Annotated in this window: 21 protein-coding genes; 12 read left to right on the top strand and 9 right to left on the bottom strand. The window is 42.5% G+C overall.

What is annotated here, in order from left to right:
- Positions 1-60: 60 nt before the first annotated feature.
- Complete coding sequence (gene tnpA, locus UYC_RS0132805) at positions 61-465, bottom strand: IS200/IS605 family transposase (RefSeq protein ID WP_016876622.1); 405 nt, start codon at positions 463-465, stop codon at positions 61-63.
- 463 nt (positions 466-928) lie between these two features.
- Between tnpA and UYC_RS0132800 the strand changes: the two genes are divergently transcribed.
- Positions 929-1,219 (top strand): YkvA family protein, encoded by a 291-nt coding sequence (locus UYC_RS0132800; RefSeq protein ID WP_016876621.1) that lies wholly within the window; start codon positions 929-931, stop codon positions 1,217-1,219.
- 16 nt (positions 1,220-1,235) lie between these two features.
- On the opposite strand, the gene UYC_RS0132795 is transcribed toward UYC_RS0132800, so the two are convergent.
- On the bottom strand, positions 1,236-1,457 hold the full coding sequence (locus tag UYC_RS0132795) for a HigA family addiction module antitoxin (protein ID WP_016876620.1): 222 nt from the start codon (positions 1,455-1,457) through the stop codon (positions 1,236-1,238).
- A gap of 193 nt (positions 1,458-1,650) precedes the next feature.
- Between UYC_RS0132795 and UYC_RS0132790 the strand changes: the two genes are divergently transcribed.
- Together UYC_RS0132790 and UYC_RS0132785 are read left to right on the top strand one after the other, a co-directional pair.
- Positions 1,651-1,905 carry a hypothetical protein gene (locus UYC_RS0132790; protein ID WP_235083003.1) on the top strand — a complete coding sequence of 85 codons (255 nt, stop codon included), beginning with the start codon at positions 1,651-1,653 and terminating at the stop codon, positions 1,903-1,905.
- Positions 1,902-2,303 (top strand): type II toxin-antitoxin system VapC family toxin, encoded by a 402-nt coding sequence (locus UYC_RS0132785; RefSeq protein ID WP_016876618.1) that lies wholly within the window; start codon positions 1,902-1,904, stop codon positions 2,301-2,303. The genes UYC_RS0132790 and UYC_RS0132785 overlap by 4 nt, the downstream gene beginning before the upstream one ends.
- 58 nt (positions 2,304-2,361) lie before the next feature.
- Here the strand turns inward: UYC_RS0132785 and UYC_RS0132780 are convergent, their stop codons facing one another.
- The 5 genes from UYC_RS0132780 to UYC_RS0132760 form a co-directional block, all read right to left on the bottom strand.
- Entirely contained in the window at positions 2,362-3,120 is a 759-nt protein-coding gene (locus UYC_RS0132780; protein ID WP_016876617.1) for a YebC/PmpR family DNA-binding transcriptional regulator, read from the bottom strand.
- Positions 3,121-3,242: 122 nt separating this feature from the next.
- Entirely contained in the window at positions 3,243-6,767 is a 3,525-nt protein-coding gene (locus UYC_RS0132775; RefSeq protein WP_016876616.1) for a PAS domain S-box protein, read from the bottom strand.
- Positions 6,768-6,948: 181 nt separating this feature from the next.
- A complete protein-coding gene (locus UYC_RS0132770; RefSeq protein WP_016879820.1) occupies positions 6,949-8,514 on the bottom strand; it encodes a metallophosphoesterase family protein in 1,566 nt (521 codons plus the stop codon).
- Positions 8,515-8,635: 121 nt separating this feature from the next.
- A complete protein-coding gene (locus UYC_RS0132765; RefSeq protein ID WP_016876614.1) occupies positions 8,636-9,184 on the bottom strand; it encodes a GNAT family N-acetyltransferase in 549 nt (182 codons plus the stop codon).
- Between the two features lie 163 nt (positions 9,185-9,347).
- On the bottom strand, positions 9,348-10,034 hold the full coding sequence (locus UYC_RS0132760; protein WP_016876613.1) for a gamma-glutamylcyclotransferase: 687 nt from the start codon (positions 10,032-10,034) through the stop codon (positions 9,348-9,350).
- 149 nt (positions 10,035-10,183) lie between these two features.
- On the opposite strand from UYC_RS0132760, the gene UYC_RS0132755 reads away from it, so the two are divergent.
- From UYC_RS0132755 to UYC_RS0132720, 8 genes are all read left to right on the top strand, one after another.
- Positions 10,184-11,437: a glycosyltransferase family protein gene (locus UYC_RS0132755; RefSeq protein WP_235083002.1), complete on the top strand. Its 1,254-nt coding sequence runs from the start codon at positions 10,184-10,186 to the stop codon at positions 11,435-11,437.
- Positions 11,438-11,476: 39 nt separating this feature from the next.
- Positions 11,477-12,664: a glycosyltransferase family protein gene (locus tag UYC_RS0132750; RefSeq protein ID WP_016876611.1), complete on the top strand. Its 1,188-nt coding sequence runs from the start codon at positions 11,477-11,479 to the stop codon at positions 12,662-12,664.
- Between the two features lie 83 nt (positions 12,665-12,747).
- Complete coding sequence (locus UYC_RS0132745) at positions 12,748-13,959, top strand: glycosyltransferase (protein ID WP_016876610.1); 1,212 nt, start codon at positions 12,748-12,750, stop codon at positions 13,957-13,959.
- Between the two features lie 130 nt (positions 13,960-14,089).
- Entirely contained in the window at positions 14,090-15,163 is a 1,074-nt protein-coding gene (locus UYC_RS0132740; RefSeq protein WP_016876609.1) for a glycosyltransferase family 2 protein, read from the top strand.
- Positions 15,164-15,166: 3 nt separating this feature from the next.
- Positions 15,167-17,023 (top strand): ABC transporter ATP-binding protein, encoded by a 1,857-nt coding sequence (locus UYC_RS0132735; protein ID WP_016876608.1) that lies wholly within the window; start codon positions 15,167-15,169, stop codon positions 17,021-17,023.
- Entirely contained in the window at positions 17,007-18,305 is a 1,299-nt protein-coding gene (locus tag UYC_RS0132730; RefSeq protein ID WP_016876607.1) for a histidine phosphatase family protein, read from the top strand. The genes UYC_RS0132735 and UYC_RS0132730 overlap by 17 nt, the downstream gene beginning before the upstream one ends.
- A gap of 222 nt (positions 18,306-18,527) precedes the next feature.
- Positions 18,528-19,517 carry an NAD-dependent epimerase gene (locus tag UYC_RS0132725; protein WP_016876606.1) on the top strand — a complete coding sequence of 330 codons (990 nt, stop codon included), beginning with the start codon at positions 18,528-18,530 and terminating at the stop codon, positions 19,515-19,517.
- Positions 19,490-21,088, top strand: a complete 1,599-nt coding sequence (locus tag UYC_RS0132720) for an iron uptake porin (protein ID WP_016876605.1) — start codon at positions 19,490-19,492, stop codon at positions 21,086-21,088. Before UYC_RS0132725 ends, UYC_RS0132720 begins: the two co-directional genes overlap by 28 nt.
- Before the next feature lie 228 nt (positions 21,089-21,316).
- On the opposite strand, the gene UYC_RS0132715 is transcribed toward UYC_RS0132720, so the two are convergent.
- Entirely contained in the window at positions 21,317-22,108 is a 792-nt protein-coding gene (locus UYC_RS0132715; RefSeq protein ID WP_016876604.1) for an EndoU domain-containing protein, read from the bottom strand.
- A gap of 178 nt (positions 22,109-22,286) precedes the next feature.
- On the opposite strand from UYC_RS0132715, the gene UYC_RS0132710 reads away from it, so the two are divergent.
- Complete coding sequence (locus tag UYC_RS0132710; protein ID WP_016876603.1) at positions 22,287-22,586, top strand: hypothetical protein; 300 nt, start codon at positions 22,287-22,289, stop codon at positions 22,584-22,586.
- A 425-nt stretch (positions 22,587-23,011) separates the two neighbouring features.
- Here UYC_RS0132710 and UYC_RS0132705 read toward each other — a convergent pair whose 3' ends face one another.
- Complete coding sequence (locus UYC_RS0132705) at positions 23,012-23,521, bottom strand: hypothetical protein (RefSeq protein WP_016876602.1); 510 nt, start codon at positions 23,519-23,521, stop codon at positions 23,012-23,014.
- Positions 23,522-23,624 lie beyond the last annotated feature (103 nt).

Raw genomic sequence — 23,624 nt, 5'->3', positions numbered from 1 at the left:
GCCTACACCCTACAAGGGTGAGGCTATACGAACAAAGCCCGTCTGCACGGGCTTTTTGTGTTACGTTTCCCAATCGGATATTAGAGTTTTTTGGCTATGATGTTGGGCTTGATTTCTAATATAATTTGCTACTTGGTCGATATTTTGATGACTAACGGTGAATGCACCATAACCACCTTGCCATTTAAAAAAGCTATCAGGTTTAATTTCATGAGTAATTAGGTGGGAAGAACTGCCTTTAGCTTTTCCTATCAATTCAGATATAGTTAAAGTCGGTGGAAAATTGGTTAAAAGATGTACGTGATTTTCAATACCACCAATAGCTATTAATGTGCATCCTAATTCTCGGCATTGTTTAGCAATAGCATTATAAATAATATTTTGAATATCTGATGTGACTAACGGTAATCTATTCCAAGTTCCCCAAACACAATGCAAATATAATTGCGTAAAATTTCTTTGCATCTTCCTTGATTTTAGAAATATTTAAATTTGCTTAATTATATATTTCCCAAAGTTCATGCCCAAATAACTTAATTCTTCTAGCCAAAGGTAGACAAGCAAAATTTAACGTCGCATAGCTTACTTTTGAAGCCCACGCAGGTGGGCTTTGTTCGTGTAGCCGCACCCTTCTAGGGTGTTGGCTAAATTTGTAGCAGAGTAATTGTAAGCGTGATACCTTCACGTGGAGGCTTTAACGAAGCGGGCGATCGAGTTAGTGCATTAAACATCGGATTTTTCAGATACAAAATCTCAACGACAAGCTCATAACTGTGAATAAACACATAAAAAGCTAATATAATTGCTTTTTATGCGTATTTTTCCCGATGTTAGTATAAGATTTATTTTGTATTTTGTAAAAAAATATATAAATTACAAAAGATATATATATGGAGCGTTATGTCAAAAAACTTTTTGATAAATTTATATGGATAACTTCCTCAAACAAGTTAAACATTTTATAGGTCTTGTACCTTTTATAAGAGATGTAGTAGCTATGTATTTTTGCATGATTGATCCGCAAACACCTGCTTATGCTAAAGCTACAATTGCAGCTGCCCTAACTTATTTTTTATCGCCTGCTGATGCTATTCCTGATTGGATAGCAGGTCTTGGTTTTACAGATGATGCTAGTGTAATTTCAGCTGCTCTAGCAACTGTATGCATCCATGTCAAAGATAAACACTGGAAACAAGCTGGTGATTTTTTTAACTCGTAAATATTAGCTTACATATTTACAGCACAATGAATTGATTTTGCGCCGAAAACCAACACCAAATAACCTTAATTTCAACCAGATAATTTAATATATAAAATTGCTCATTTACAATTTCAGATACCGTTTTTCGAGACACACCCAAAATAGTAGCCAGTTCAGTAACAGTCAGATTTAAAGGTTCTAAATACTGACGTTTAATCAAAGCACCAGGATGTCTCGGTTTTCTATTAGTAGTCATGTTAATAATCCTAATGATAATCCTCGTAATTTAGGTCGTAAGCATCCCCATCTTTAAAAACAAAATCTAGATACATATGCAACAATAGCTTGTAGCAGCATCACAAATTTAATTTTTGAAAAAATGGAGCACGATCGCTCTACTTGATATTTAAGATATGAGAATATTAGGTTTGCAAACAAAGATATTTTTTATGGAAAATACTCAACCAACATCAGATCAACCAATAAGTAGTCTTACAGTAGCAGACTTGGAAGCCTTAATTACCAAAATCGTTCATAAAGTTCTCAAACAAGAAGCAGAGAAGTCACAAAGTGTAGAGTCGAACAATCCACCACAAGCTTTTTTAGAAACCTTTGGAACTTGGGAAGACACACGTACCACAGAAGAAATCATTGATGATATATATGCCAGCCGTACTATCGACAATAGGGAACATAGTCTGTGAGCTATTTACTCGATACTGACACCTGCATCTATTGGCTAAATGGTCGTCAGTTAGTGAAGGATAGACTTTTAGCAGTAGGATGGCATCAAGTAGGCATCTGTGTCATCACAGTTGCTGAACTATATTATGGTGCATATAATTCCAATCGAGTCGAAGAAAATTTAGCTCGTGTAGAAGAATTTATTAAAAACATATCTATTATTCCTTTAGACAATATCTCTCTCAAATTATTTGGCCAATTAAAGGCAGAACTCCGCAGAACAGGGCAACCTATAGCTGATTTTGATTTACTAATTGCTAGTGTTATACTAGCAGGAAATTATATTTTAGTAACAAATAATACTCGGCACTATAGCCGTATTTCTGGACTTCAATTAGAAAAATGGGCTTTGCCTTAGCAAGGGTTGAAGAAATGCGATCGCTCTGTTAAAAGTTATATTTATTCTAAAAACAGTATCAACTCATACTCACACTCATTAGCTGTTCTGGCATTTCAAAATTAGCCGTGACATTTTGCACATCATCCAAACTGTCTAGAGTATCAATTAATTTGAGAAGCGATCGCGCCTGATCTGGATCGGAGACTTCTACGTTATTACTGGGAATCCAACGCAGCTCGGCATCAGCCACCTGAAAACCTTTTTCTTTCAAGCTTTGGTTGAGGTTTTCTAAATTTGTCACCTCAGCGAACACTTCTGCTGTTTTATCTTCTGTCATTTCATAAGACTCAGCACCACCCTCTAGGGCTGCTTCTAAAAGCTGTTCTTCGTCTTCTACTCCCTCAACGGTACAAACGCCTTTTTGATTGAACATCCAGCTTACACATCCGGTTTCACCGAGATTTCCGCCATTTTTACTAAAGGCAGCACGTAAGTCAGCGGCGGTACGATTGCGGTTATCTGTCAGAGCTTCTATTAAAATAGCAACTCCTCCAGGGCCATAACCTTCGTAGCGAATCGCTTCTAGTTGAGAACCATCACCTTCAAAAGTACCTGCTCCTTTAGCGATCGCTCTTTCTATATTGTCATTGGGTATGCCAGCTGCTTTGGCTTTTTCTATCGCCGTGCGTAGTTGAAAATTACCTGCTGGATCTGGAACGCCGCTTCTGGCAGCAACGATAATCGCACGCGACAGTTGAGTGAATGTCTTACCTTTTTTGGCATCCACTACAGCCTTTTGGCGTTTAATATTTGCCCATTTACTATGTCCTGCCATACTTTGGAATTGCTGAACTCTATCTCTTCAAAAATATTAAGATATATGTATATTTTGCAGAAGATGCCAAGCCCTAGTTTTTTCATCCGTTTTGATGTAATCCCACCTTAGCTAGTTACAAATTAATCATTACTGTTGCGTCTGGTGAGAGCGGCAATTGCCACCGCTAGTTCAGATGGATCTACAGGTTTGGTGAGATGCCTGTGAAAGCCTGCTGAGATGACTTTTTGATGGTTAGCTTCTCCGGCAAAGGCTGTAAGAGCGATCGCTGGTAACTTTCTGGGTGAGGTTGCTTCCAAAGCTCTAACTTGTCGAATCAATGTATAGCCATCTATTTCAGGCATAGCAATATCACTTAAGAGTAAATCTGGTTGGAATTTGGCGATCGCTAAAAGTGCTTCCCTGGCTGAAGCCACTCCATGAACTTCAACACCATACTGCTCAAGAATTAATATTAATAAATTCAGAGTATCAACATCATCATCTACAACCACTATCCGCAAGCCTTGCAGATTGATTAAACTGTCGGGCGAATAGGTTTCTTCACTGGCTTGAGAGACAGTACTCATCAAGGGTAATGTTACTGTAAAGGTTGCTCCTAAGCCTTCTCCTGGGCTTGTGACTTGGATCGAGCCACCGTGGAGTTCGACAATATGACGAACTATTGCTAGTCCTAATCCTAGTCCACCAAATTTTCTTGTCGTTGCCTCATCTGCTTGCCGAAAACGTTCAAATACATAGGGTAGAAAATCAGGGCTAATTCCTTTGCCAGTATCGCTAACAGTAATTTGAGCATAGTTAGCGATCGGGGATTGGGGATTGCTCCTCTGCCCCTCTGTTCCTAGTCCCCAATCTCTTGTCCCCAACCGTACCTCTACTTGCCCACCATTGGGGGTAAACTTAATTGCATTTGAGAGTAAATTCCAAACCACTTGCTGCAAGCGATTCGGATCGCCTTCGACTTTGCCTATACCGGGAGCAAACTGTGTCTGAATTTGAATTGATTTGGCTTCAGCAAACAGACGCACGGTTTCTAATGCTGCCTCAATTGTGGAAACTAAATCCACTGCACAGACGTTTAAACTCAGCTTACCGCGCAAAATACGGGAAACATCTAGTAAATCATCAATCAAGCGTGTTTGTAATTTAGCATTACGCTCAATAGTTTCTAGCGCTTGAGTGGTTTTTGCTGCATCCAACTTGCGGGTAAGAAGGAGTTTCGACCAACCTAGAATTGGATTGAGTGGAGAACGCAGTTCGTGAGAGACAATTGCTAGAAAATCGTCCTTGATTCGGTTGGCGGCTTCGGCTTCAGCCCGTGCTTTTTGTTCTAATTGCAGCAGGCGATCGCGTTCAGTTTCTGCTTGTTTGCGATCAGTGATGTCGATCGCACAAGCAAATCCCTGTTCTGGTGAGTCTTCAAATAAAGCAGCGGCGATGACTACAAACACACGGCTGCCATCTTTACGAAAGAATTCCTTCTCAAACGGAGTGCAAACCCCGTATAACTCCAGTTCGTCAACTGCTTGCTCTGTTCGCTCTACGTGTTCTGCTGGAGTCATTTCTTGCCAATCCAGCTTGCCTGCCAATAAATCCTCCTGGGCGTAGCCAACCATCTGGAGAAAGGCATCATTGGCTTGAGTAATGTTACCGCTCATGTCATAGAAAAAGACACCAATAATATTGGAATCAACAATCCGCCGAAATCGAGATTCGCTCGCCCGCAAGGCTATTTCTGCCTGCTTGCGATCGGTGATATCAACATTAATTCCGAGCATCTTGAAGGGCTTGCCTTCGTCATCGTAAAATACTGTTGCTCTGCCGTGCAGCCAGTGAATGCTGCCATCTTTCCAGATCACGCGCCAGTCGGTGAACAACTCACCCGTTTGCAGTGCACTTCGCAGATCTGCTTCTGCCTTGGCTAAATCATCTGGGTGTATCCATCTCGCCCACTCTTCGTAGGTACCGCCAAATTCACCAGGTTCTAAACCGTAGATTGCTTCTAGCTCTTTTGACCAGATATTAACATTGGTTTGGATATTCCACTCGAAACTACCTACTTTCGCCGCTGCTTGAGCTAAATCGAGCCATTCTTGCTTTTGACGCAAGGCTGCTTCTGTCTGTTTACGTTCGGTTACATCGATGAACGCTCCGATCGCACCTCTAACAGCACCGAAATCATCCCGTAATGGTACAGCTTTGCCATAAATTGATCGGACATCATCTTTGTCAAAAACTAGTTCAAATTCTGCTTCCACATCTTGCCCGGTGCGAGCTGCTTGCTGCATCGGTAACTCAGTAACTGGAATGTCTTGACCATTTTTTTGGATTTTGACTTGAAAAGGATACTCTCCACCCACAGGAGTAGCGGTTATAACTGAGCCTGCAGGTAACCGCATCAATTTGTAGGCAGTTCGGTTTGCTGTCATGTAATGACATTGGGGATCGCTGGCAATCCAAACGGCAGCCGGAACAGTTTCCATAAACGTTTCAAGTTCTTCAGCCCGTGCTTTGGCGATCGCTTCACTTTGTCGCAATGCTTCTTCTGCCTGTTTGCGGTAAGTAATATCGCTGCAAACTCCAACCCACTCGCGAATTTTGCCGCCTTCTGTTGTAACGGGCACACCTCTAGCAGAAAAATAACGATAGATGCCATCTGCACCCCGGACTCGGTATTCGGTATCATAAATACTTGCTGTTTGAACTGCGTGAGTCCAAATTTTAGCAGTTCGTTGGCGCTCGTCTGGGTGCAATGCTTCTAACCACCCCCAATCTTTAACCTGTTCTTGAGTTTGCCCTGTATAAGCTCTCCAATCTGGGATATCAACCACCCGCCCGTCAGGCTCAGTAGTCCATACTATCTGAGAAGTTGCGACTACCAAAGAGCGATAACGCTCTTCACTTTCTCGCAAAGCAACTTCTACCTGCTTGTGTTTGGTAATATCAGTTAGCATTGCGATCGCGCCTGAAAAATCACCCTGCGTATTGAGCACAGCGCTAGTAGAGATAATTGTCCAAAGTTCAGATTGGTTTTTGTGACGCAAACGCAAGTCAAACTGCTGTTTTGTTTGGTGAACACTTTGCCTTTGTTGCTCTAGCCATTGCTCAACTTCAATTCGAGCCTGACTATCCATAAAGTCAAAAATTGGGCGCTTTAGCATTTGTTCAATGCTGTAGCCAAGCTTTTGGGCTAGGCACTGATTAACATATTCAGTCTGCCCCTGATTGTCAAAGATCCAAATGCCTTCATTGGCTGTCTCGAACAGGCGACGATAGCTTACCTGTAATTTTGCTAGCTCTGCTTCTGCTTTTTGCTTGCCATTACGTAGTTGTGAAATTAACAAGCCAATTAATAGGGCTATCGAACTGAATATGAATAGATGTAACACGTCAGCCCAACTGTTCAGTAATAAAGAGTAAGAGGGTGGTAAAAAAAAGTAGTTTTTGGCTACAATAGCTAATACCGTAGCTACCAAACCGGGGGCAAATCCACCATACCAGCTACTAAAAACTACAGCAGCAAAAAAAAGTAGCGAAACCTCAAATCTCAGCAGTTCTTCGAGCAGCAAACCCAGTAGCAGCGCTAACAAGACTGACAAAATAGAAAAACCGTAACGCTGCACATGATCGCACTGGACTTTTGACATACTGCTTTAATTCCTGGCAGTAACTTGTCTATCTTGTCTATTTTAGTTTAGACACAAATTCCTATTTTACAGCGGACACCATAAGTTATACAACTAGGTTAGGTTGCCTTAATTTCGGTTGCTGGCTCCTCAATATTGGATTGACTCCACAGATTTTTCTGGGGGATTCCCGCCAGAATTGTTAAATTTCAAATGCTTCTAGTTCGCGGTTATACCACTCCCCCTGATAGCGTTCAGCAACAAATGGTCTGACAATAAACTTGGGCAGATAGCCATCTTTAACATCAATCCGTACAAAGGAGTAAGGAAGCCGCTTTTGGGTATCATAACCATTGCGACCAACAAATAGCAAAGAATCCGCAACTTTACGGTTATTGCTGTTTGCTGTATCTCCAAAAGTCTCTGTTAATTCCGATCCTTCCTCGCGTTGCCGTCGGGGACGACGACCACTGCCACCACAGACGATACAATTCAGGTAAGAATCCCCGTGCCCAGTATCAGTAGTGCGGAGATATTCCAAACAGTGAGCGTGACCGTTTAAAATTAAATCGACGATGGGACGCCCTTGAGTCAGAGAACCAAGAGTTTGTGCTACCCCATCAAATACCCAACGCAAGCGGTGGCGTACTGCTAAAGTTTGTGCCTGTTCCCACTTACTTGCCTCAGTCACAAAAGGAGGATGATGGAAATAAACAACACGTCCTCGTACTTCCTGAGTATGCCAAGACTCTATTAGCCTTTGCTTGAGCCATTCTAATTGTTCAAAGTCGATCGCTGGTTCGTCGTGGGATGCTAGTTGTTTTTCAATGTCGATTTTGACTTCATCAATTTGGTACAACTTCGCTTTGAGAGCATCAAGTTGTTCTGCATCTTCAGGATTGTTTGAGTCAAGGCGATCGCACGCGTCTAAGATCCGCATTTCCTCTTGTTCGATTTCGTCGCGGCGTTTTTCCAGTTTGCGGCGGCTACTTTCCCCTTCTTGAGTTGCTGGTAGCGGTGATGGTTCGTTAAAAGTATTCGAGTCGAGCGCAAAAAAATCTATACCACCATAACGAAAGGTATAATAACGGTTGGGGAGGCGGGTAAAACGTCCAGGTTCGTAGCGCAGACAGTTTCCTGTATCAGTTTTGGCTGTGTAATGCTCATCAAGGTGAAATTCCAACTGTTCTTTGGAATTGAATACTTTCAGGTAATCAATAAATGCTCGTGCGTAGGCATCTCCTTGATTTGAACCATGCCAACCAATTTCAATATTCTTGTAGCTGAAGAAGCGGCGCAGTGGCAGCGTACTTCCTGCCAGCAAACGATACATGAGCGGCACATCATAGTAATCATGATTGCCGAGAACTGGCAGAATCGGGGTTTTAAATGTCATGCGATCGTAGGGAATGCGTTTGGGATTTTCGCCTCCAACGATAAACTCGCGATAAGGTTCGATAAAATTTTGCGGGTAATATTCGCGGGAACCGACGATATAAATAACATCCCCTGTATGCAAGACAAAACTACACTCTTGTTGATGTGGAAGCATTAGTTCGGCAACTCGGCGCTGGGGGTTGTGTCGTGTCTTAGAACCACTGTCACCGATAACCATAAAAGAAAATTCTGGATGATCCGAATTGCCATCGTCGATAACCATGCTGGTTTGGTCAATTCTCCGTGAGACAATACTTGGATGCAACCAGCGCACCCGTTCTTTCATTTTTTGAATTTTTGTAGGTATTGACGGTTCGGAGATGAATTTCATTAGCGATGGCTCCAGGATACAGAACTTTCTCTATCTCTTCTCGCATCCCGATTGTAACCATTTCTTCCGCTAATTCGGAATCTACCCTTTAATCAAAATACAAAGTTATATTTATACAAATCTACAACAGCACCATAGTAACAATACCCATTACTTGAGAAATAGTTAATTGCATCCGTATTGTTGGTGATATTTCTTGAGGATCTATAATAGAAAAACCTAAATTTTTATAAAAAGGAACTAATTTTTTATAGCAATTTAAATATATAGGCTTTTTGGCTGTTTGGATGAGAAATACTACTAAAGAAGAACCTATTTTTTGACGGCGATACTCTTTTTTAATAAATAAATATTTAAGTATAGAATGTGTTTCGTAATTAGTAATTTCTGCAAAACCGATTGTTGTATATCTGTTCTCTACAATCCATACATTAGACCAATCAATATAAATACAATAGTATTCAAATACTAAGAATAACAATAAAGCAATAAATAAAGGAATAATGATAATTAAACTCAGTATTAATAATAAAATTAGTAAACTCCAAACTATATTTATTGGAAAGGTAGTAAAATTCCAATTCAAAAACATTTGTAAAATCTTCCATTTATCTGAGCTTTTGATAGGACGAATAATAAAACCTGGGGGTAAGGAAAAATTACTTGTCATTATGATAAATGTTGCATCTTGAGCAACAAGGTTTGGTAAAGTATTTTTTATGAAACTAGATATTTATTTTATTTATTCCCCAAGCTCGATTGCTACAGAAAAATTACTAAACTATCTGTGAGTTTTTTGTGAAAATCTTGATTTTTCTCCTAATTTTATTCACTTATTCTGCAGATGCAATTTTTGATTCTGATTTGTGTCGCATCAAAACCCGATCGCGCAACTGAAGTAAGTGTTTATCCTTAATCCCAGCTGCTAGCAAGCCATCGACGGTTTGCATAAGGTAGTCAGCACAAGAACCAATTTCTCCTGAAGCTGTAGCAAGGCTATTTACTGTGGTTTCAAACGAAATGTCACCAACATAAGCCCGATGCTGGTGGTTGACAACAAAAGCGATCGCTTCCAGTTTTTGCGTACCATCAAATACTCTCACCCAACGAGGAATGTAAGAAGCAACGATCATTTCCCGTCGCCACAGTAGTAGCAACTCTGAGGCTACATCAGCAGCAGCTATCCGATAGGCGATACCGCGACAACTACCACCACGATCCAAACCAAGCGCCAATCCTGGGTTATCTAGAGTACCACGCCCTAAGGGAACCCACAGACAAAAGCGGCGGTGCCATCCATAAATTGTACCGACGCGCTGTTCTGCAAACTTGAAAATGGGGTTCCAAATCAGCGAGCCATAAGCAAAAATCCAGACATCACAAGCCGGATTTTTTTGCCGAAGAGTGTCGTTGATAGACTCTTGCAACTGAGATTCAGTTAAAACATTTACTTTTCGCCCAGAGTCCATAATAATCTGCTGCAAGCGTCCAGATTCAAGATCGGAGCGTGTTATTGACATGAAAATTTTCTCATCGAAATTTCATAAAAGATTAATGCACAATTGAGAACTTAGTTGAGTAGTACAGTCGATAAAATACCAAACCGTCTTGACAGCGGATGAGGGAACTCGTGCACACACCGAATCAGGAATTGAGGGAAATTTAAGCCATGAGACTAATGGTATACTCCCACGATGGCTTCGGTCTCGGTAATATTCGCAGAATGTTGGCAATCTGCACTCACTTACTAGATTCGATTCCAGAACTTTCTATCCTTGTCGTTTCTGGCTCGCCGATGCTGCATAGCTTTCGTCTGCCGAAAAGACTGGATTACATCAAACTACCCTGCCTAAACCGGGGAACATCAGGTGAGTTTTCTGCCAAGTATCTGGGAACAGCCATTGATGAAACGGTAAAGCTCCGATCGCAATTAATTTTATCTGCGATCGCCAATTTTAAACCAGATGTGTTTTTGGTAGACAAAAAGCCCTACGGCATTCGCAATGAATTGCAGGCAACTATCGAATATCTCAAAGCCCAATTGCCACAAACTCCCTTAATTCTGCTGCTACGCGACATCTTGGATCATCCAGATGTAACGATTCCAGAATGGCAAAAGCACGGTTATTATGAAGCGATCGCCAAATTTTACGATCACGTGCTGGTTGTTGGCGCTCCAGAAATCTTTGATATCCGCATCGAATATAAACTACCGCCAAAGGTTGCCCAAAAAGTACAGTTTTGTGGCTACATCCGCAAAGAATTGGGGCGCAAAGGGCCAAATTTTGTCCGTAACGAATTGCGACTCAGCCCAGACGAACAACTGGTTTTGGTGACACCGGGAGGGGGCGAGGATGGCTACAACTTAGTTGATGCCTATTTATCAAGTTTGGCATTGCTACCTGCCTCGCGCAAAGTTCGGAGTATGATCATTTTTGGCCCCGAAATGCCTTCTCGCGATCAAGCCGCACTGGAGTGGAAAGCATTTTCCTATCCACGGGTGCAGATATGCGAGTTTACGGATGATTTGATGAGCTACATCGCGGCAGCAGACGCTGTGGTAGCAATGGGGGGCTACAATACAGTCTGTGAGATTCTCTCAGTGGGTAAGCCAGCAGTGGTGGTACCCAGAATTAAACCATCCCAAGAACAGTGGATTCGGGCAGAACATCTCGCCAAACTAGGGGTTGTAACAGCCATTCATCCCGATCGCTTGACTCCAGATGTATTGCTGCGATCAGTGCTGCAAACATTGAATACTCCCCAACCCAAGATTTCCGCTCCGGCGATCAATCTAAATGCCTTGCCCAAAATCAGCCAATACATCTGCACCTTACTGGCAGAAAAGAGAGCGCTGCCATTTTGCAGAACCTGCCAGCCACCAGAACAATTACAAAATTTAGCGATCGCTAAAATCGTTTAAGTCAATCAAAGTTTATAGATTATAGAGGCAAAACTTATTATGCAACGTCTTATGTTCTACTGCCAACATATTTTGGGCATGGGGCATCTAGTTCGCAGCATGGAAATTGTGCGTGCCCTAACCAAAGACTTCCAAATATGTTTTATTAATGGTGGCGAAATCATCAAAGGGTTTGATATTCCTGCTGGTGTTGAAGTCATCAACTTACCTGCAATTAAAACCGACTCTGAATTTCAAGAATTACAAGTCGTAGATAACGCCTTTAGTCTTGATCAAGTTAAAGAAATTAGAAAAAATCTTCTTTTGGAAATATTCGAGCAAATCCAGCCCGATATTTTAATCATTGAGTTATTTCCCTTCGGCAGAAGACGCTTTTCTTTTGAATTAATTCCTTTACTAGAACGAGTGAAATCAACTAGAAACTCAACCAAGGTTGTTTCTAGCTTGCGAGATATTGTAGTTACCAAGCAACACAAGCAGGCAAAACATGAAGAAAAAGTCTGCAATTTAATCAACGAATATTTTGATGTATTGCTGGTTCATGGTGACCCCAAATTTGTACCACTTGAAGAAACCTTTTCAAGAGTTAGTAATCTCAATTGCGAAATATCTTACACAGGATATGTAGTTCAAAAGCCTCCTGTAAATCCTATTTTAACTGATGAAGATAGAGAAATACTTCACTCAGACAAACCCATGATTCTAACGAGTGTGGGAGGTGGTAGATTTGGTCATGAATTGCTTGACTGTGTAGTGAAAACAGCCCCCATACTAGAAAAAGTAATACCTCACCATATTCAAGTTTTCACCGGGCCATTTATGCCAGAAGAGAAATTTTACGAACTGCAATCAATGGCAGAAAACAGTAAAAATATTTGCATTCGGCGCTATACTCCCTACTTTCTGAATTATATGAAAAAGGCGGAACTTTCTATCAATATGTCTGGCTATAACACCACCATGAATGTTTTAACAACAGGTGTACGAGCCATGCTTATTCCCTTCACAGGCAATCAAGATAGAGAACAAACCATTAGAGCAGAAAAATTAAGCGACTTAGGAATTGTAAAACTTCTAACTACCAACGATTTGCAACCTGATTTATTTGCCAAAAAAATAATCGATTACCTTCAAGAACAACCCAATCAAATTAGCTTTGATTTTACCGGAGCCGAAAACACTGCAAAAATTTTAAGACAACTAGCAATTAAACAAAAAGTAGCCTAGTAAAAAACTCTGCGCCCTTTCGCGCTTACTTAGCGTTCCTCTGCGTTTAAAAATTAGGAATAAAATTCTCAGAACATCAAATTATGGATAAAACAAAAATTTGCATTACCACACTAGAATATCCACCAGATGTAGGTGGAGTTGGCGAATCAGTACATCGAATCGCCAAGATGCTAATTGACAGCGGTTATGAAGTTCATGTCGCAGTTTTTCGTTCTAAACAACGCCTAGTTACTGATGGAAGCCGCAGACGAGCAAGCTGCAGCACAACACTTCAAGATGGTGTATTCGTACATCGCATCAAATCAGCCGTGCGCGATAACTTGACAGAAATTCAAGACTTTTTTAGCGACGTTTACTTTCAACTAAAATGTTTACATCAAAAATATAAATATGACTTGTTTCATGCCTTCTTTATGAATGAAACAGGCTATGTCACAACACTTTTAGCAAAAGAAAATGATGTTCCGGTAATTAATAGTGTTCGCGGTAGCGACTTGCACAAACATATTTTTAATCCTAAAAACCATGCTCAAATTGCATGGATTCTAGAAAATTCTGCTTGGGTAACATTTGTCAGTCGAGACTTACAGAAAAGAGCAAGTGTCATTGCTCCAAGTGTCAAACTAAAATCATCAGCCTTCTGGAACTCGATCGCACCCATTAACTTTGAGCAACTCCCCACCCCATCTCTAGTTAGTGAATTACCAGGAATCATTATTGGTTCATCGGGTAGATTCCGAGACAAGAAGGGAATTGAATTTCTCCTCGATGCCTGCGCCGAATTAAGCAACGAGCTTGATTTAACACTTTTGCTAGTCGGTGATTTTATTGAGCGAGAAAAAGCATATTGGCAACAACAAATACAACAAAGTGGAATTGGCGATCGCCTACGAATCACAGGTATAACCAGTCGCCAAGAAGCCCTAGCTTATCTGCCCCACCTAGATATTTTCGTAATTCCTTCACTGCATGACGGTTGCCCAAATACACTCCTAGAAGCCATGCTAGCGAGTCGAGCAATTATTGGCACCCGTGTAGATGCGATCGGCGAAATTTTAGAAGATGGCGTAGACGGTTTGCTCATCAATCCCGGCAGTACTGAGGAACTAATTACCTCACTCCGACACTTGGCAACTAAACCAGATCTGCGGCAAAAGCTAGGTGCAGCAGCCAAAACAAAAGCACTTCAGCAACTTGCCCCATCAGTAGAACACCAAAACTGGATTGATGTTTACCAACGAACCTTAACTACATCTGCATCAGTTTTGTTTGAAAAACTCTCCCTCGTATAGGCAGTAACTTAAAACTCTTACTCTCTGCGCCTCTGCGTGACGCCAGTTGCTACAACGCGGGGAACCCGCGCAACGCACTGGCTCCTCTGCGTGAGATAAAACTCATCTCCACCAAAACAGAATTTGAACCATGAACAAACCACAAGTCACCATAATTGTTTCCCAGCGAGAGCGATTCAGTTACACCCGCGAATCACTCCAAAGCATTTACGAACACACTCAAATACCCTTCTCTCTTGTTTATGTAGACGGCGGTTCTCCCCGTCACATTCAGCGCTACCTTGAGCAACAAGCACAAGAGAAAGGATTTCAACTCATCCGTACAGAACAATACCTTTCACCTAACCAAGCTCGCAACTTAGGTTTACAACAAGTCGATAGTGAGTATCTAGTTTTTATTGACAATGATGTAATTGTAAGTCCGGGTTGGCTAGACTTATTACTTGAATGCGCCAAAGAAACAAAAGCGACGGTAGTCTGCCCGCTAACTTGCATCGGACAACCTTTAGAGCAAACAATCCACTTAGCTGGTGGCGAAGCTCATATTTTTGTCGAGCCAGATGATTTTGGAGCCAAGCGACGAGTACACGAAAAACACTACTTTGTGAATCGAAAAGTTGCTGATGTACAAGATCAACTGCATCGTCAACAATGCGAGTTTGCCGAGTTTCACTGTATGCTGGTGCGAACTGAGATTTTCCAAAAAATCGGACTGTTAGATGAGGGATTGCTGAGTACGCGAGAACACATCGACTTTTGTCTAACGGTAGCTGAGGCAGGAGGTACTTTTTATTGCGAGCCAGCTTCGGTAGTTACTTATGTACCTGGATTAAAGTTTGAATGGAAAGAACTAGAATTCTTCATGCTACGCTGGAGCGATGCTTGGGAAATTGCCAGTTTAGAACACTTTGCCCAGAAGTGGGATTTGACAGTGAAAGACAAATACTTCAAGAAGCGTTATAAGCGGATGGGGCACCGTCGCCATCAGGCATTTTTGAAACCATTGTTAAGAAGTCTCACTTTTGGAAATAATCCTCTGTGGTTGGAGAAAATGGCGATTTCTCTGGAAAGGAAATTAAACCATTACATTAGCGATCGCTATACTCAAAGCCGAGCTAATGTTGCAAATCAACCTCAAGCTCATGAAAATAAACCTACCCGCGAGTTAGTATCTTTGGTTCATTCGCTGGAGGGAGATAAGTAATATATGGCGCGTCGAGATCCCAAAAGTCTGAGGGCAGCGTTGCCAGGAATAGTGCGGATTTTGCGGCGATTTTCGCCCCACCTTGGCAAACAAAAGGCACTGATGATTCTGTCTTTTGTGGCACTCATGGCTGAGATTGTCTTGCATTTGCTCGAACCTTGGCCTTTAAAGTTTATTTTTGACTATATCCTTGTACCTGGTTTTCGATCTCAGTCTTTGGGGATTCCCTTGCTTGAGGAACTCAGCCCCTTTGCTCTCCTGACAGGCTTGACACTAGCTTTAATAGCGATCGCTTTACTTCGTGCTACTGCTGCTTACTTTAGTGTAGTGGGGATGGCGCTAGCAGCCAGCAACATACTAACTGAAATTCGCGCCGAACTTTACAGCCATCTGCAAAACCTTTCATTGTCATTTCACCACAAAGCCAAAAGTGGTGATTTGATTACCCGCGTTACCTCAGATATTGAGCGACTGCGGGAAGTGACGGTGATGGCAGTATTGCCCTTGCTTGCCCACTCCCTCACCCTCATCGGCATGATTGGCGTGATGTTTTGGCTGCATTGGGAACTAGCACTGATTGCTGCTGCCGTGTTTCCCCTATTTATCTTCTTCACCATGCGCCTCACCAAACGCATCCGGCAAGTAGTGCGATCGCAGCGCCAACGCGAAGGGGCAATGGCTGCAACCGCGGCAGAGTCTATCGGAGCAATCAAAATTGTGCAAGCGCTTTCCCTGCAAGATATGCTGGAGCGTACCTTCTCCAGTCATAATCGCCAAAGCTTAAAAGAAAGTGCCAAAGCGCAAAAACTGGCAGCAGGGTTAGAGCGGGTGGTGGAACTGTTGGTAGGGCTTGTCACTGCCTTGGTTTTATGGCGTGGTGTACAGCTGGTGTTGGGAAAAGCGATCACACCAGGGGATTTACTCGTATTTGTCAACTATCTCAGGATTGCCTTTAAGCCGATGCGGCAGCTCGCTAAATACACCGGACAAATTGCCAAAGCTACCGCTTCCGGCGAGCGCATTCTAGATGTACTCGATACTGCACCAGACATCCGTGATTCCCGCGGGGCAATAGATGCACCGCCTTTACAAGGAGCCGTGCGGTTTGAAAATGTTACCTTTGCCTACGAACCAACCAAGGGAATTTTGCACAACGTCAGCTTTGACGTCGAGCCAGGGCAGCATATCGCCCTAGTAGGGCCATCTGGTGGTGGTAAATCCACGCTCGTCAGTTTGCTGTTGCGCCTTTACGATCCGCTCGAAGGGCGGATTTTAGTCGATGGACACGATTTGCGCGAGTACAAACTGCAATCGTTCCGGCAGCAAATTAGCGTGGTGTTACAAGATACTCTCCTCTTTGCAGCTAGTGTAAAAGATAACATCGCCTATGGCTGTTTGGGAGCCTCTGAACGAGCAATCGAACAGGCTGCCCGTCTGGCGAATGCCCACGATTTCATCATGGCTTTACCCCAAGGCTACGACACAATTTTGGGCGAGAGAGGAGCGACACTTTCCGGAGGGCAGCGGCAACGAATTTCCATTGCCCGTGCCGCCATTCGGCAAGCTCCCATCGTGATATTAGATGAGCCTACCACTGGCTTAGACAACGAAAATGAACACGCTGTCAACGAAGCACTAGAACGGTTAACTCAGGGATGCACTACTTTTTTAATTTCTCACAACCTTAGAGCCGTTGAAAAAGCCGATTTGATTTTTTACATCGAAGGCGGAAAGATTTTAGAGCAAGGTACACACGCAGAACTGCTGCGCCTGGGTGGTAGATACGCCGCCATGTATGCCTTGCAATCTGCGATCGGTGGGAATACCTGCGAGGATGATGCCTATGCAGTCGGAGCATGATCATAAGGGATTAGGGATTGGGGATTGGGGACTAACAAGAGGAGTGGGAGAGGGGGAGATGGGGGGAGGTGGGGAAAATCTTTCCCCGCATCCTCTTAATCAAAGTGGCTTAACTCGTGTAATTTTGGTACGTCACGCTCAGAGCACCTATAATGCTCAAAAACGTTACCAGGGAATTTGTAATGACTCAGTTTTGACTGAGAAGGGGCGCAACGATGCTTACCAAACTGGTGTTGCTCTGAGGGGTTGGAAGGTAGATAAAGTTTATACAAGTCCTTTATTGCGAACCATAGAAACTACGCTTGAGATTTTAGATGGGCTTCAAGAAAGATACAAAAGAATTCTTTTGCCCCACATTGATTCATCTCCTCTTCTCCAAGAAATCGATATGCCTGCATGGCAGGGACTTACGTACAAATACGTACAAGAACACTTTGCAGAAGACTATCGCTGTTGGAAGGAACGTCCCCATGAGTTTCAAATGGCACAACCGCAACAGGAAAAGCAATTAGAAACAGGAGGAATAGCAGTTGCCAAGCAGTGTTTCCCCGTACTAGATTTGTACGATCGCGCCCGTCAATTCTGGCGAGAAATCTTACCGTTACACATCGGCAAAACTATCCTGATTGTTAGTCACGGTGGTACAATTCGAGCGTTAATTGGTACTGCGATCGCGATGGGATGCGAGCAATACCACGTTCTCCAACAATCAAACTGCGGCATCAGCATTCTGAAATTTCCCACGTTAGATGATCAGCGAGCGCAACTTGAAGCAATGAATCTCACAACCCACTTGGGTGAAGTTCTTCCGAAGCTCAAGGATGGTAAACAAGGTTTGCGTCTTCTTTTAGTACCAGCTAACGAAAAAGCTCCACATTCAATTCACAAACTAGCTGAACACCTCCAGACAGTGCCGATTGACTTTAGTCTCAGTAGCGATTTGGATTATTCTCAACAAACTGCCAAGCAACTGCTTAAATATCATCCAAAAGCGGTAGAGCTTCAAGTTTTACGGCAAGACTTTCTGCAGCTTTGGCAGCAAACGCTCTTATCAGAGCGTACCGTAATCCCATCAAATGAGACATACTCCGCTCGTCCTATCACTGCATTGGTGGTAGCTTCTGTCTACATTATCCAAAATATGTTGGCTCAGGTATTGGGTACTTCATTAGAGTGCTTACAACTGGTTCCCAACACCCTGAGCGTTCTTTACTATCCTCTGACAATGCGTACTCCTGTACTGCAAGCCATGAATATTGCTGAGTCATTGGTTAGTGGTTAGTGGTTAGTGGATAGTAGTTAGTAGCTATTCTCCTCCTCTGCCCCTGAAGCTCCCCTGCCCCTCCCTGTTCCCTGTTCCCCGTTCCCTGTTCCCTATTCCCCGTTCCCTGTTCCCTGTTCCCCGTTCCCTGTTCCCCGTTCCCTGTTCCCTATTTTCAACTCAGATAGTAGATAGTAGTTAGTGATTATTCTTCCTTTTTGCCCGTCTCAAAATTACTAACTTATGAAAATATTAGTTACTGGAGTTGCTGGCTTTATTGGTTTTCATTTGGCACAGCGTCTTTTAGCAGAAGGAATGCAGATTTATGGCATCGACAATTTAAATGACTATTACGATGTCAACTTGAAAAAAGCTCGCTTGGCTCAACTTGAACCTCTAGCCGGTTTCACTTTTCAGTTTCTGGATTTAAGCGATCGCCTTGGCATTACTCAGCTATTTCAAAACCAAACTTTTGACTGTGTAGTACATCTAGCAGCCCAAGCTGGAGTTCGCTATTCTTTGCAAAATCCCTTTGCCTACGCAGACAGTAACCTCTCAGGGTTTTTAAATATACTAGAAGGTTGTCGTCATCACCAAGTTAATCACCTGGTGTTTGCCTCCTCCAGTTCTGTTTACGGTGCCAATACAAAAGTTCCTTTTGCTACAAGCGACAACGTCGATCATCCCATTTCACTCTACGCTGCTACTAAAAAAGCCAACGAACTGATGGCTCATGCCTACAGCCATCTATACAACTTGCCAACTACAGGATTACGCTTTTTTACAGTGTACGGCCCCTGGGGACGCCCCGATATGGCATACTTCAAATTTGTGCAGGCAGTAGCTAATAACAAGCCAATAGATGTTTATAACTATGGCAATATGCAAAGGGACTTTACCTACATTGATGATGTAATTGAAGGGGTAGTGCGAGTCATGCACAAACCACCTTTAGCCGATCATCAAGACACTTTAATTAGTAAAGCGCCCTACAAGCTCTACAATATTGGTAACAATAGCCCCGTAGAGTTAATGGCGTTTATTGAAGTGATCGAAAAAGCACTGGGTAAGCAAGCTAAAAAAAACTTACTACCCATGCAGCCAGGTGACGTTTACTCTACCTATGCTGACGTTGATGACTTGATGCAAGATGTAGGCTTTAAACCCGGAACTCCGCTTGAGGAGGGCATCGAGCGCTTTGTGCAATGGTATCGAGATTATTACGGTTATTAAAAAACGTTCCGGGGTGGATGAAAAAGCAAGTTCTGTATCAAAATGTCTGGAATGTCTGCCATCTCAGCTTTGCCCTGACAATCATCCTTGCAGTTACAGGTAGGGCTTTTGGTAATGAAGCTCCACCTGCTCTATATTTTGACAGCAATATTAATGCTGTTTCTGAGTTAGCAGAGATTCAACCTCATGACTGGGCTTTTCAATCTCTGAAATCTTTGGTAGAGCGTTATGGTGTGGTTGCAGGCTACTTTGATGGCACAATGACTCGCTATGAATTTGCTACCGTTCTTGCCACAACCATCAACCATATCAGCAAACTGACAAGCGCAAAAACCACGAATTTGGTTCATCAGCAAGACTTGGAAACGATAAAGCGGTTGCAAGCAGAGTTTGCAAAAGAACTAGAGGTTCTCCAAGGGCGATTAGATAATTTGGAAAAGCACGTCGAGAAAATCCAACAGCAACAGTTTTCTACAACCACTAAATTGGAGGGAGAAGTTCTTTTTGCTGTCTCTGGAGTTGGCAGTGGTGAAAAAGCTGATGGCAGTGGCGATCGCATCGACAGCAATCTTACCTTGAGCAATCGCACGCGCCTAACATTCGATACGAGTTTCACTGGCAAAGATCGCCTCCGACTTCGCCTCCAAGCAAGCAATCTCCCAGGAATAGATGATGCAACGGAAACTGATATGGCTCGTCTAGCTTTTCAGAGTGACAGCGATAACCAATTTGAACTGAGCACTGTGGAATATCGCTTTCCGATTGGGGAACAAGCTATGGTTTATTTAGAAGCCGAGGGTGGCGATCTAGATGATTTTTTTACTGACACGCTCAATCCCTTTTTCAGTGGTAGCAGTCGTGGTTCTATTTCCCGTTTTGCCCAGCGCAACCCGATTTATCGGCAAGGAGGAGGTGCTGGAGTCGGGCTAGTTTACGATTTGAGTAAATCCATCAGCTTGAGTTTGGGGTATCTGAGTGATGATGTGAACGAGCCGGAAGTAGGGTTTGGTGGAGAAGAATATGGAGCGATCGCTCAAATAACTCTCGAACCTATTGACGACTTCAAAGTTGGCTTTACCTACATCCACTCGTACAACAGCCTCGACACGGGAACTGGTAGCCGTCGCGCCAACGATCCTTTTGATGATAACAGTGATGCGATTATTGCAGACTCATTCGGATTGGAATCAACTTTTGCAGTGAGCGATCGCTTAACCGTCTCTGGTTGGGCTGGCTTTACCCGTGCCACAGCAACAGATTTACCCAACAACCCAACCGCAGATATTTTTAACTGGGCGTTGACTGTAGCTTTTGTCGATTTAGGTAAAGAAAATAACGTTGCCGGAATAGCGATCGGGCAACCACCCAAAGTGACAGGCAATGAATTTGAGGTTGCGACTCAAAAATATAAAGATGAAGACACCGCTCTTCATTTAGAAGCCTTCTACCGCTTCCAAGTTAACGACAATATTGCTATTACTCCAGGGCTATTGGTAATTACTAACCCAGAACACGATCGCGACAACAACACAATTTATGTCGGCACAATTCGCACAACTTTTCGCTTTTGATCATGATTGGGGATTGGGAAGAAGAGGACATGGGGACAGACACGGAGAAAGTTTCCCCCCCCTCTCCCCCTCCCCTTGTCCTTCCCTTTGTCCCTAGCCCCTAGCCCCTAGCCCTAGCCCCTAGCCCTAGCCCCTAGTCCCTAGCCCCTAGCCCCTAGTCCCTAGCCCCTAGTCCTTAGCCCCTAGCCCCTAGTCCCTAGCCCCTAGCCCCTAGCCCCTAATTCCCCTTCACCTTTTACAAGCTTCTCCTGAGGGAGTGGCATCAGGATAAAATGTAATAATCGCCTGTCTTTCCTTGACAAAAACGGTGGGGAAAGTTTTACCAGTTTCCCAATCCTGCACATTATAAATACAAGCTCCTGACCTATTTCCCTGAATTTTAAAAATTTTAGTTGCATCTAAAAGCATTTCTTGAGCGTTGCTAAGGTAACCATAGCCTTTAATTTCGTCTTGAACTATACGATTTCCCTGTTTGATTACGACTCCCATTGTATAAATTACACCGGGAACTACTTCTCCTCGTGCTTGATTATTTGGAAGACGTCCACCAATTCCTTGATTTTGTAACTGCAAATATCTGCCGTAAAAATGCAAACCACCGATATCATTTTCGTTATATATTTCGCCACAAAAAATGTGTTCAAATCCCCTTCTTTTAAACCAAATATTAGTTAAATCTTCTACAAATTCTGAGTTTTCCCTCCGCCCCGAACGTAATTCGCCGCCACTAACTTTTTGAAGTTTATCTAATACATCTGGATAGTAAGATAAAAGCTGTTTAAATTGATTGGGATTGACTCTAGTACCAATAGAACCACAAATTTTAAGAACTGCTTCATCAAAAGCATTTAGTTTTGGTGGTGGTGGTGAAATGTCTAACTGTTGATTTGGAGGAAACCTTAGAGGAACTGGATTATCTTCATTATCAAAAAAAGGTATAAGTTTAGTATCTTGCGGTTGAGCGTTGACTAAACTAGGTAACAAAAGTAAAAAAATAAATATTCCTATTCTTAATAACATATAGAACTCATTGAAAAACTGACGTGGCAAGGCTAAAGTTGTGCATTCATCCTCTTGTACTCATTCTATTTTCAAATAATTCGACCACGGATGGACACAGATGGACACAGATAAAATCTGTGTTTATCGGTGTACCCTACGGTAAGCGGCCTTATTTTTGTAAGTCGATGCATTAATAATGCGAGCCGATACATTAACAATGTATGCCGATACATTAACAATGCGAGACGATACATTAACAATGCGAGCCGATGCATTAACAATGTATGCCGATGCATTAACAATGCGAGCCGATACATTAACAATGCGAGACGATACATTAACAATGCAAGCCGATGCATTAACAATGTATGCCGATGCATTAACAATGCGAGCCGATACATTAACAATGCAGGAGGTTGTGTTTATACAGCAATATGGTTCAGTACCATTCTCAAGCTTGCATTCTCACCCGCCCAAAACTAAAGTTTTGAGCTAATAGCTTAAGTCCATTCAAATGGGCTGAAAGCCTTACTGAGTTGGCAATTTAGTCTTCTTGAGAGGACTTGTACTATTACCCAGGGAATTAATTCCTTGGCTATTGTTAGAACTGATGCAAGATGTCCATTCTCTAAGATTCTGCACCATTGTCAATAACTGTAAGGTGGGCACTGTCCACAACGTAACAATAAGGATTTGAGGAAAGTTAGCCAGTGCCCACCCTACGAAAACGTAACAATAAGGGTTTGAGGAAAGTTAGCCAGTGCCCACCCTACAAAAACGTAACAATAAGGATTTGAGGAAAGTTAGCCAGTGCCCACCCTACGAAAACGTAACAATAAAGGTTTGAGGAAAGTTAGCCAGTGCCCACCCTACAAAAATTGCTAGTGTACTGGCGTCGTAAGACTATTTTCATCCCTGCCGTTAAAACGAACGCCCCAAACCAAACTGATTTTGAGACGCGATTTCTATCCTACATAATGCTGGATTGGCGTTAAAGATACAAGTGTAGGTTGCTAAACGGTCTTGTTGATAATTAAAAACCCGAATATTGTAACCGTAATTTCGTGCAACACTACCTAGACGATTCACAAAGTTGTAACGCTCCAGATAGTCTAATAAACTCCAAATTTGTTGATTTACAACTAAATCTACTCGCGCAGATTGGTTGTTGCTCGCTGGATATGCTATCCAGTTATCTAAAAGTTTATTTTCGGAATTTTCTTGCGCCCACCACAAACTAGGAACAGTTATTTCTCCTTGATTTATGGTGTTAGCTGTAATGACAGAGCCTTTTGGATTTGTCAATAAATCTAATTCTAAAGGCGCGTCGGAAGCAACAGGAATCGGTGGAGTTACTGCTAATAAAGGATGAGATGGAACCAGACAAACTGTAGTCAGGTAGATACCGAATAATAGAGCAGACTGTCGCATATTATTGTTGATTTTAAATTCTGGATCGTTATCTTCACAATCTCAAAATTTCAATATCATCTAGTTTAATATTCTAAGAACTACAACATGAATAGAGTTCATA

Source organism: Chlorogloeopsis fritschii PCC 6912, from assembly GCF_000317285.1.
GTDB classification, from domain to species: Bacteria; Cyanobacteriota; Cyanobacteriia; order Cyanobacteriales; family Nostocaceae; genus Chlorogloeopsis; species Chlorogloeopsis fritschii.
Note: the sequence above shows the minus strand (reverse complement) of the source record. Positions and strands in the feature narration are given on the sequence as shown.

Excerpts from the sequence above, each read along its gene's own strand:
- UYC_RS0132715 (WP_016876604.1), bottom strand. The coding sequence starts at position 22,108 with ATGTTATTAAGAATAGGAATATTTATTTTTTTACTTTTGTTACCTAGT.
- tnpA (WP_016876622.1), bottom strand. The coding sequence starts at position 465 with ATGCAAAGAAATTTTACGCAATTATATTTGCATTGTGTTTGGGGAACT.
- UYC_RS0132730 (WP_016876607.1), top strand. The coding sequence starts at position 17,007 with ATGCAGTCGGAGCATGATCATAAGGGATTAGGGATTGGGGATTGGGGA.
- UYC_RS0132735 (WP_016876608.1), top strand. The coding sequence starts at position 15,167 with ATGGCGCGTCGAGATCCCAAAAGTCTGAGGGCAGCGTTGCCAGGAATA.
- UYC_RS0132765 (WP_016876614.1), bottom strand. The coding sequence starts at position 9,184 with ATGACAAGTAATTTTTCCTTACCCCCAGGTTTTATTATTCGTCCTATC.
- UYC_RS0132790 (WP_235083003.1), top strand. The coding sequence starts at position 1,651 with ATGGAAAATACTCAACCAACATCAGATCAACCAATAAGTAGTCTTACA.
- UYC_RS0132770 (WP_016879820.1), bottom strand. The coding sequence starts at position 8,514 with ATGAAATTCATCTCCGAACCGTCAATACCTACAAAAATTCAAAAAATG.
- UYC_RS0132780 (WP_016876617.1), bottom strand. The coding sequence starts at position 3,120 with ATGGCAGGACATAGTAAATGGGCAAATATTAAACGCCAAAAGGCTGTA.
- UYC_RS0132710 (WP_016876603.1), top strand. The coding sequence starts at position 22,287 with ATGCGAGCCGATACATTAACAATGTATGCCGATACATTAACAATGCGA.
- UYC_RS0132745 (WP_016876610.1), top strand. The coding sequence starts at position 12,748 with ATGGATAAAACAAAAATTTGCATTACCACACTAGAATATCCACCAGAT.
- UYC_RS0132725 (WP_016876606.1), top strand. The coding sequence starts at position 18,528 with ATGAAAATATTAGTTACTGGAGTTGCTGGCTTTATTGGTTTTCATTTG.
- UYC_RS0132720 (WP_016876605.1), top strand. The coding sequence starts at position 19,490 with ATGGTATCGAGATTATTACGGTTATTAAAAAACGTTCCGGGGTGGATG.
- UYC_RS0132740 (WP_016876609.1), top strand. The coding sequence starts at position 14,090 with ATGAACAAACCACAAGTCACCATAATTGTTTCCCAGCGAGAGCGATTC.
- UYC_RS0132705 (WP_016876602.1), bottom strand. The coding sequence starts at position 23,521 with ATGCGACAGTCTGCTCTATTATTCGGTATCTACCTGACTACAGTTTGT.
- UYC_RS0132775 (WP_016876616.1), bottom strand. The coding sequence starts at position 6,767 with ATGTCAAAAGTCCAGTGCGATCATGTGCAGCGTTACGGTTTTTCTATT.
- UYC_RS0132795 (WP_016876620.1), bottom strand. The coding sequence starts at position 1,457 with ATGACTACTAATAGAAAACCGAGACATCCTGGTGCTTTGATTAAACGT.
- UYC_RS0132750 (WP_016876611.1), top strand. The coding sequence starts at position 11,477 with ATGCAACGTCTTATGTTCTACTGCCAACATATTTTGGGCATGGGGCAT.
- UYC_RS0132760 (WP_016876613.1), bottom strand. The coding sequence starts at position 10,034 with ATGTCAATAACACGCTCCGATCTTGAATCTGGACGCTTGCAGCAGATT.
- UYC_RS0132755 (WP_235083002.1), top strand. The coding sequence starts at position 10,184 with ATGAGACTAATGGTATACTCCCACGATGGCTTCGGTCTCGGTAATATT.
- UYC_RS0132800 (WP_016876621.1), top strand. The coding sequence starts at position 929 with ATGGATAACTTCCTCAAACAAGTTAAACATTTTATAGGTCTTGTACCT.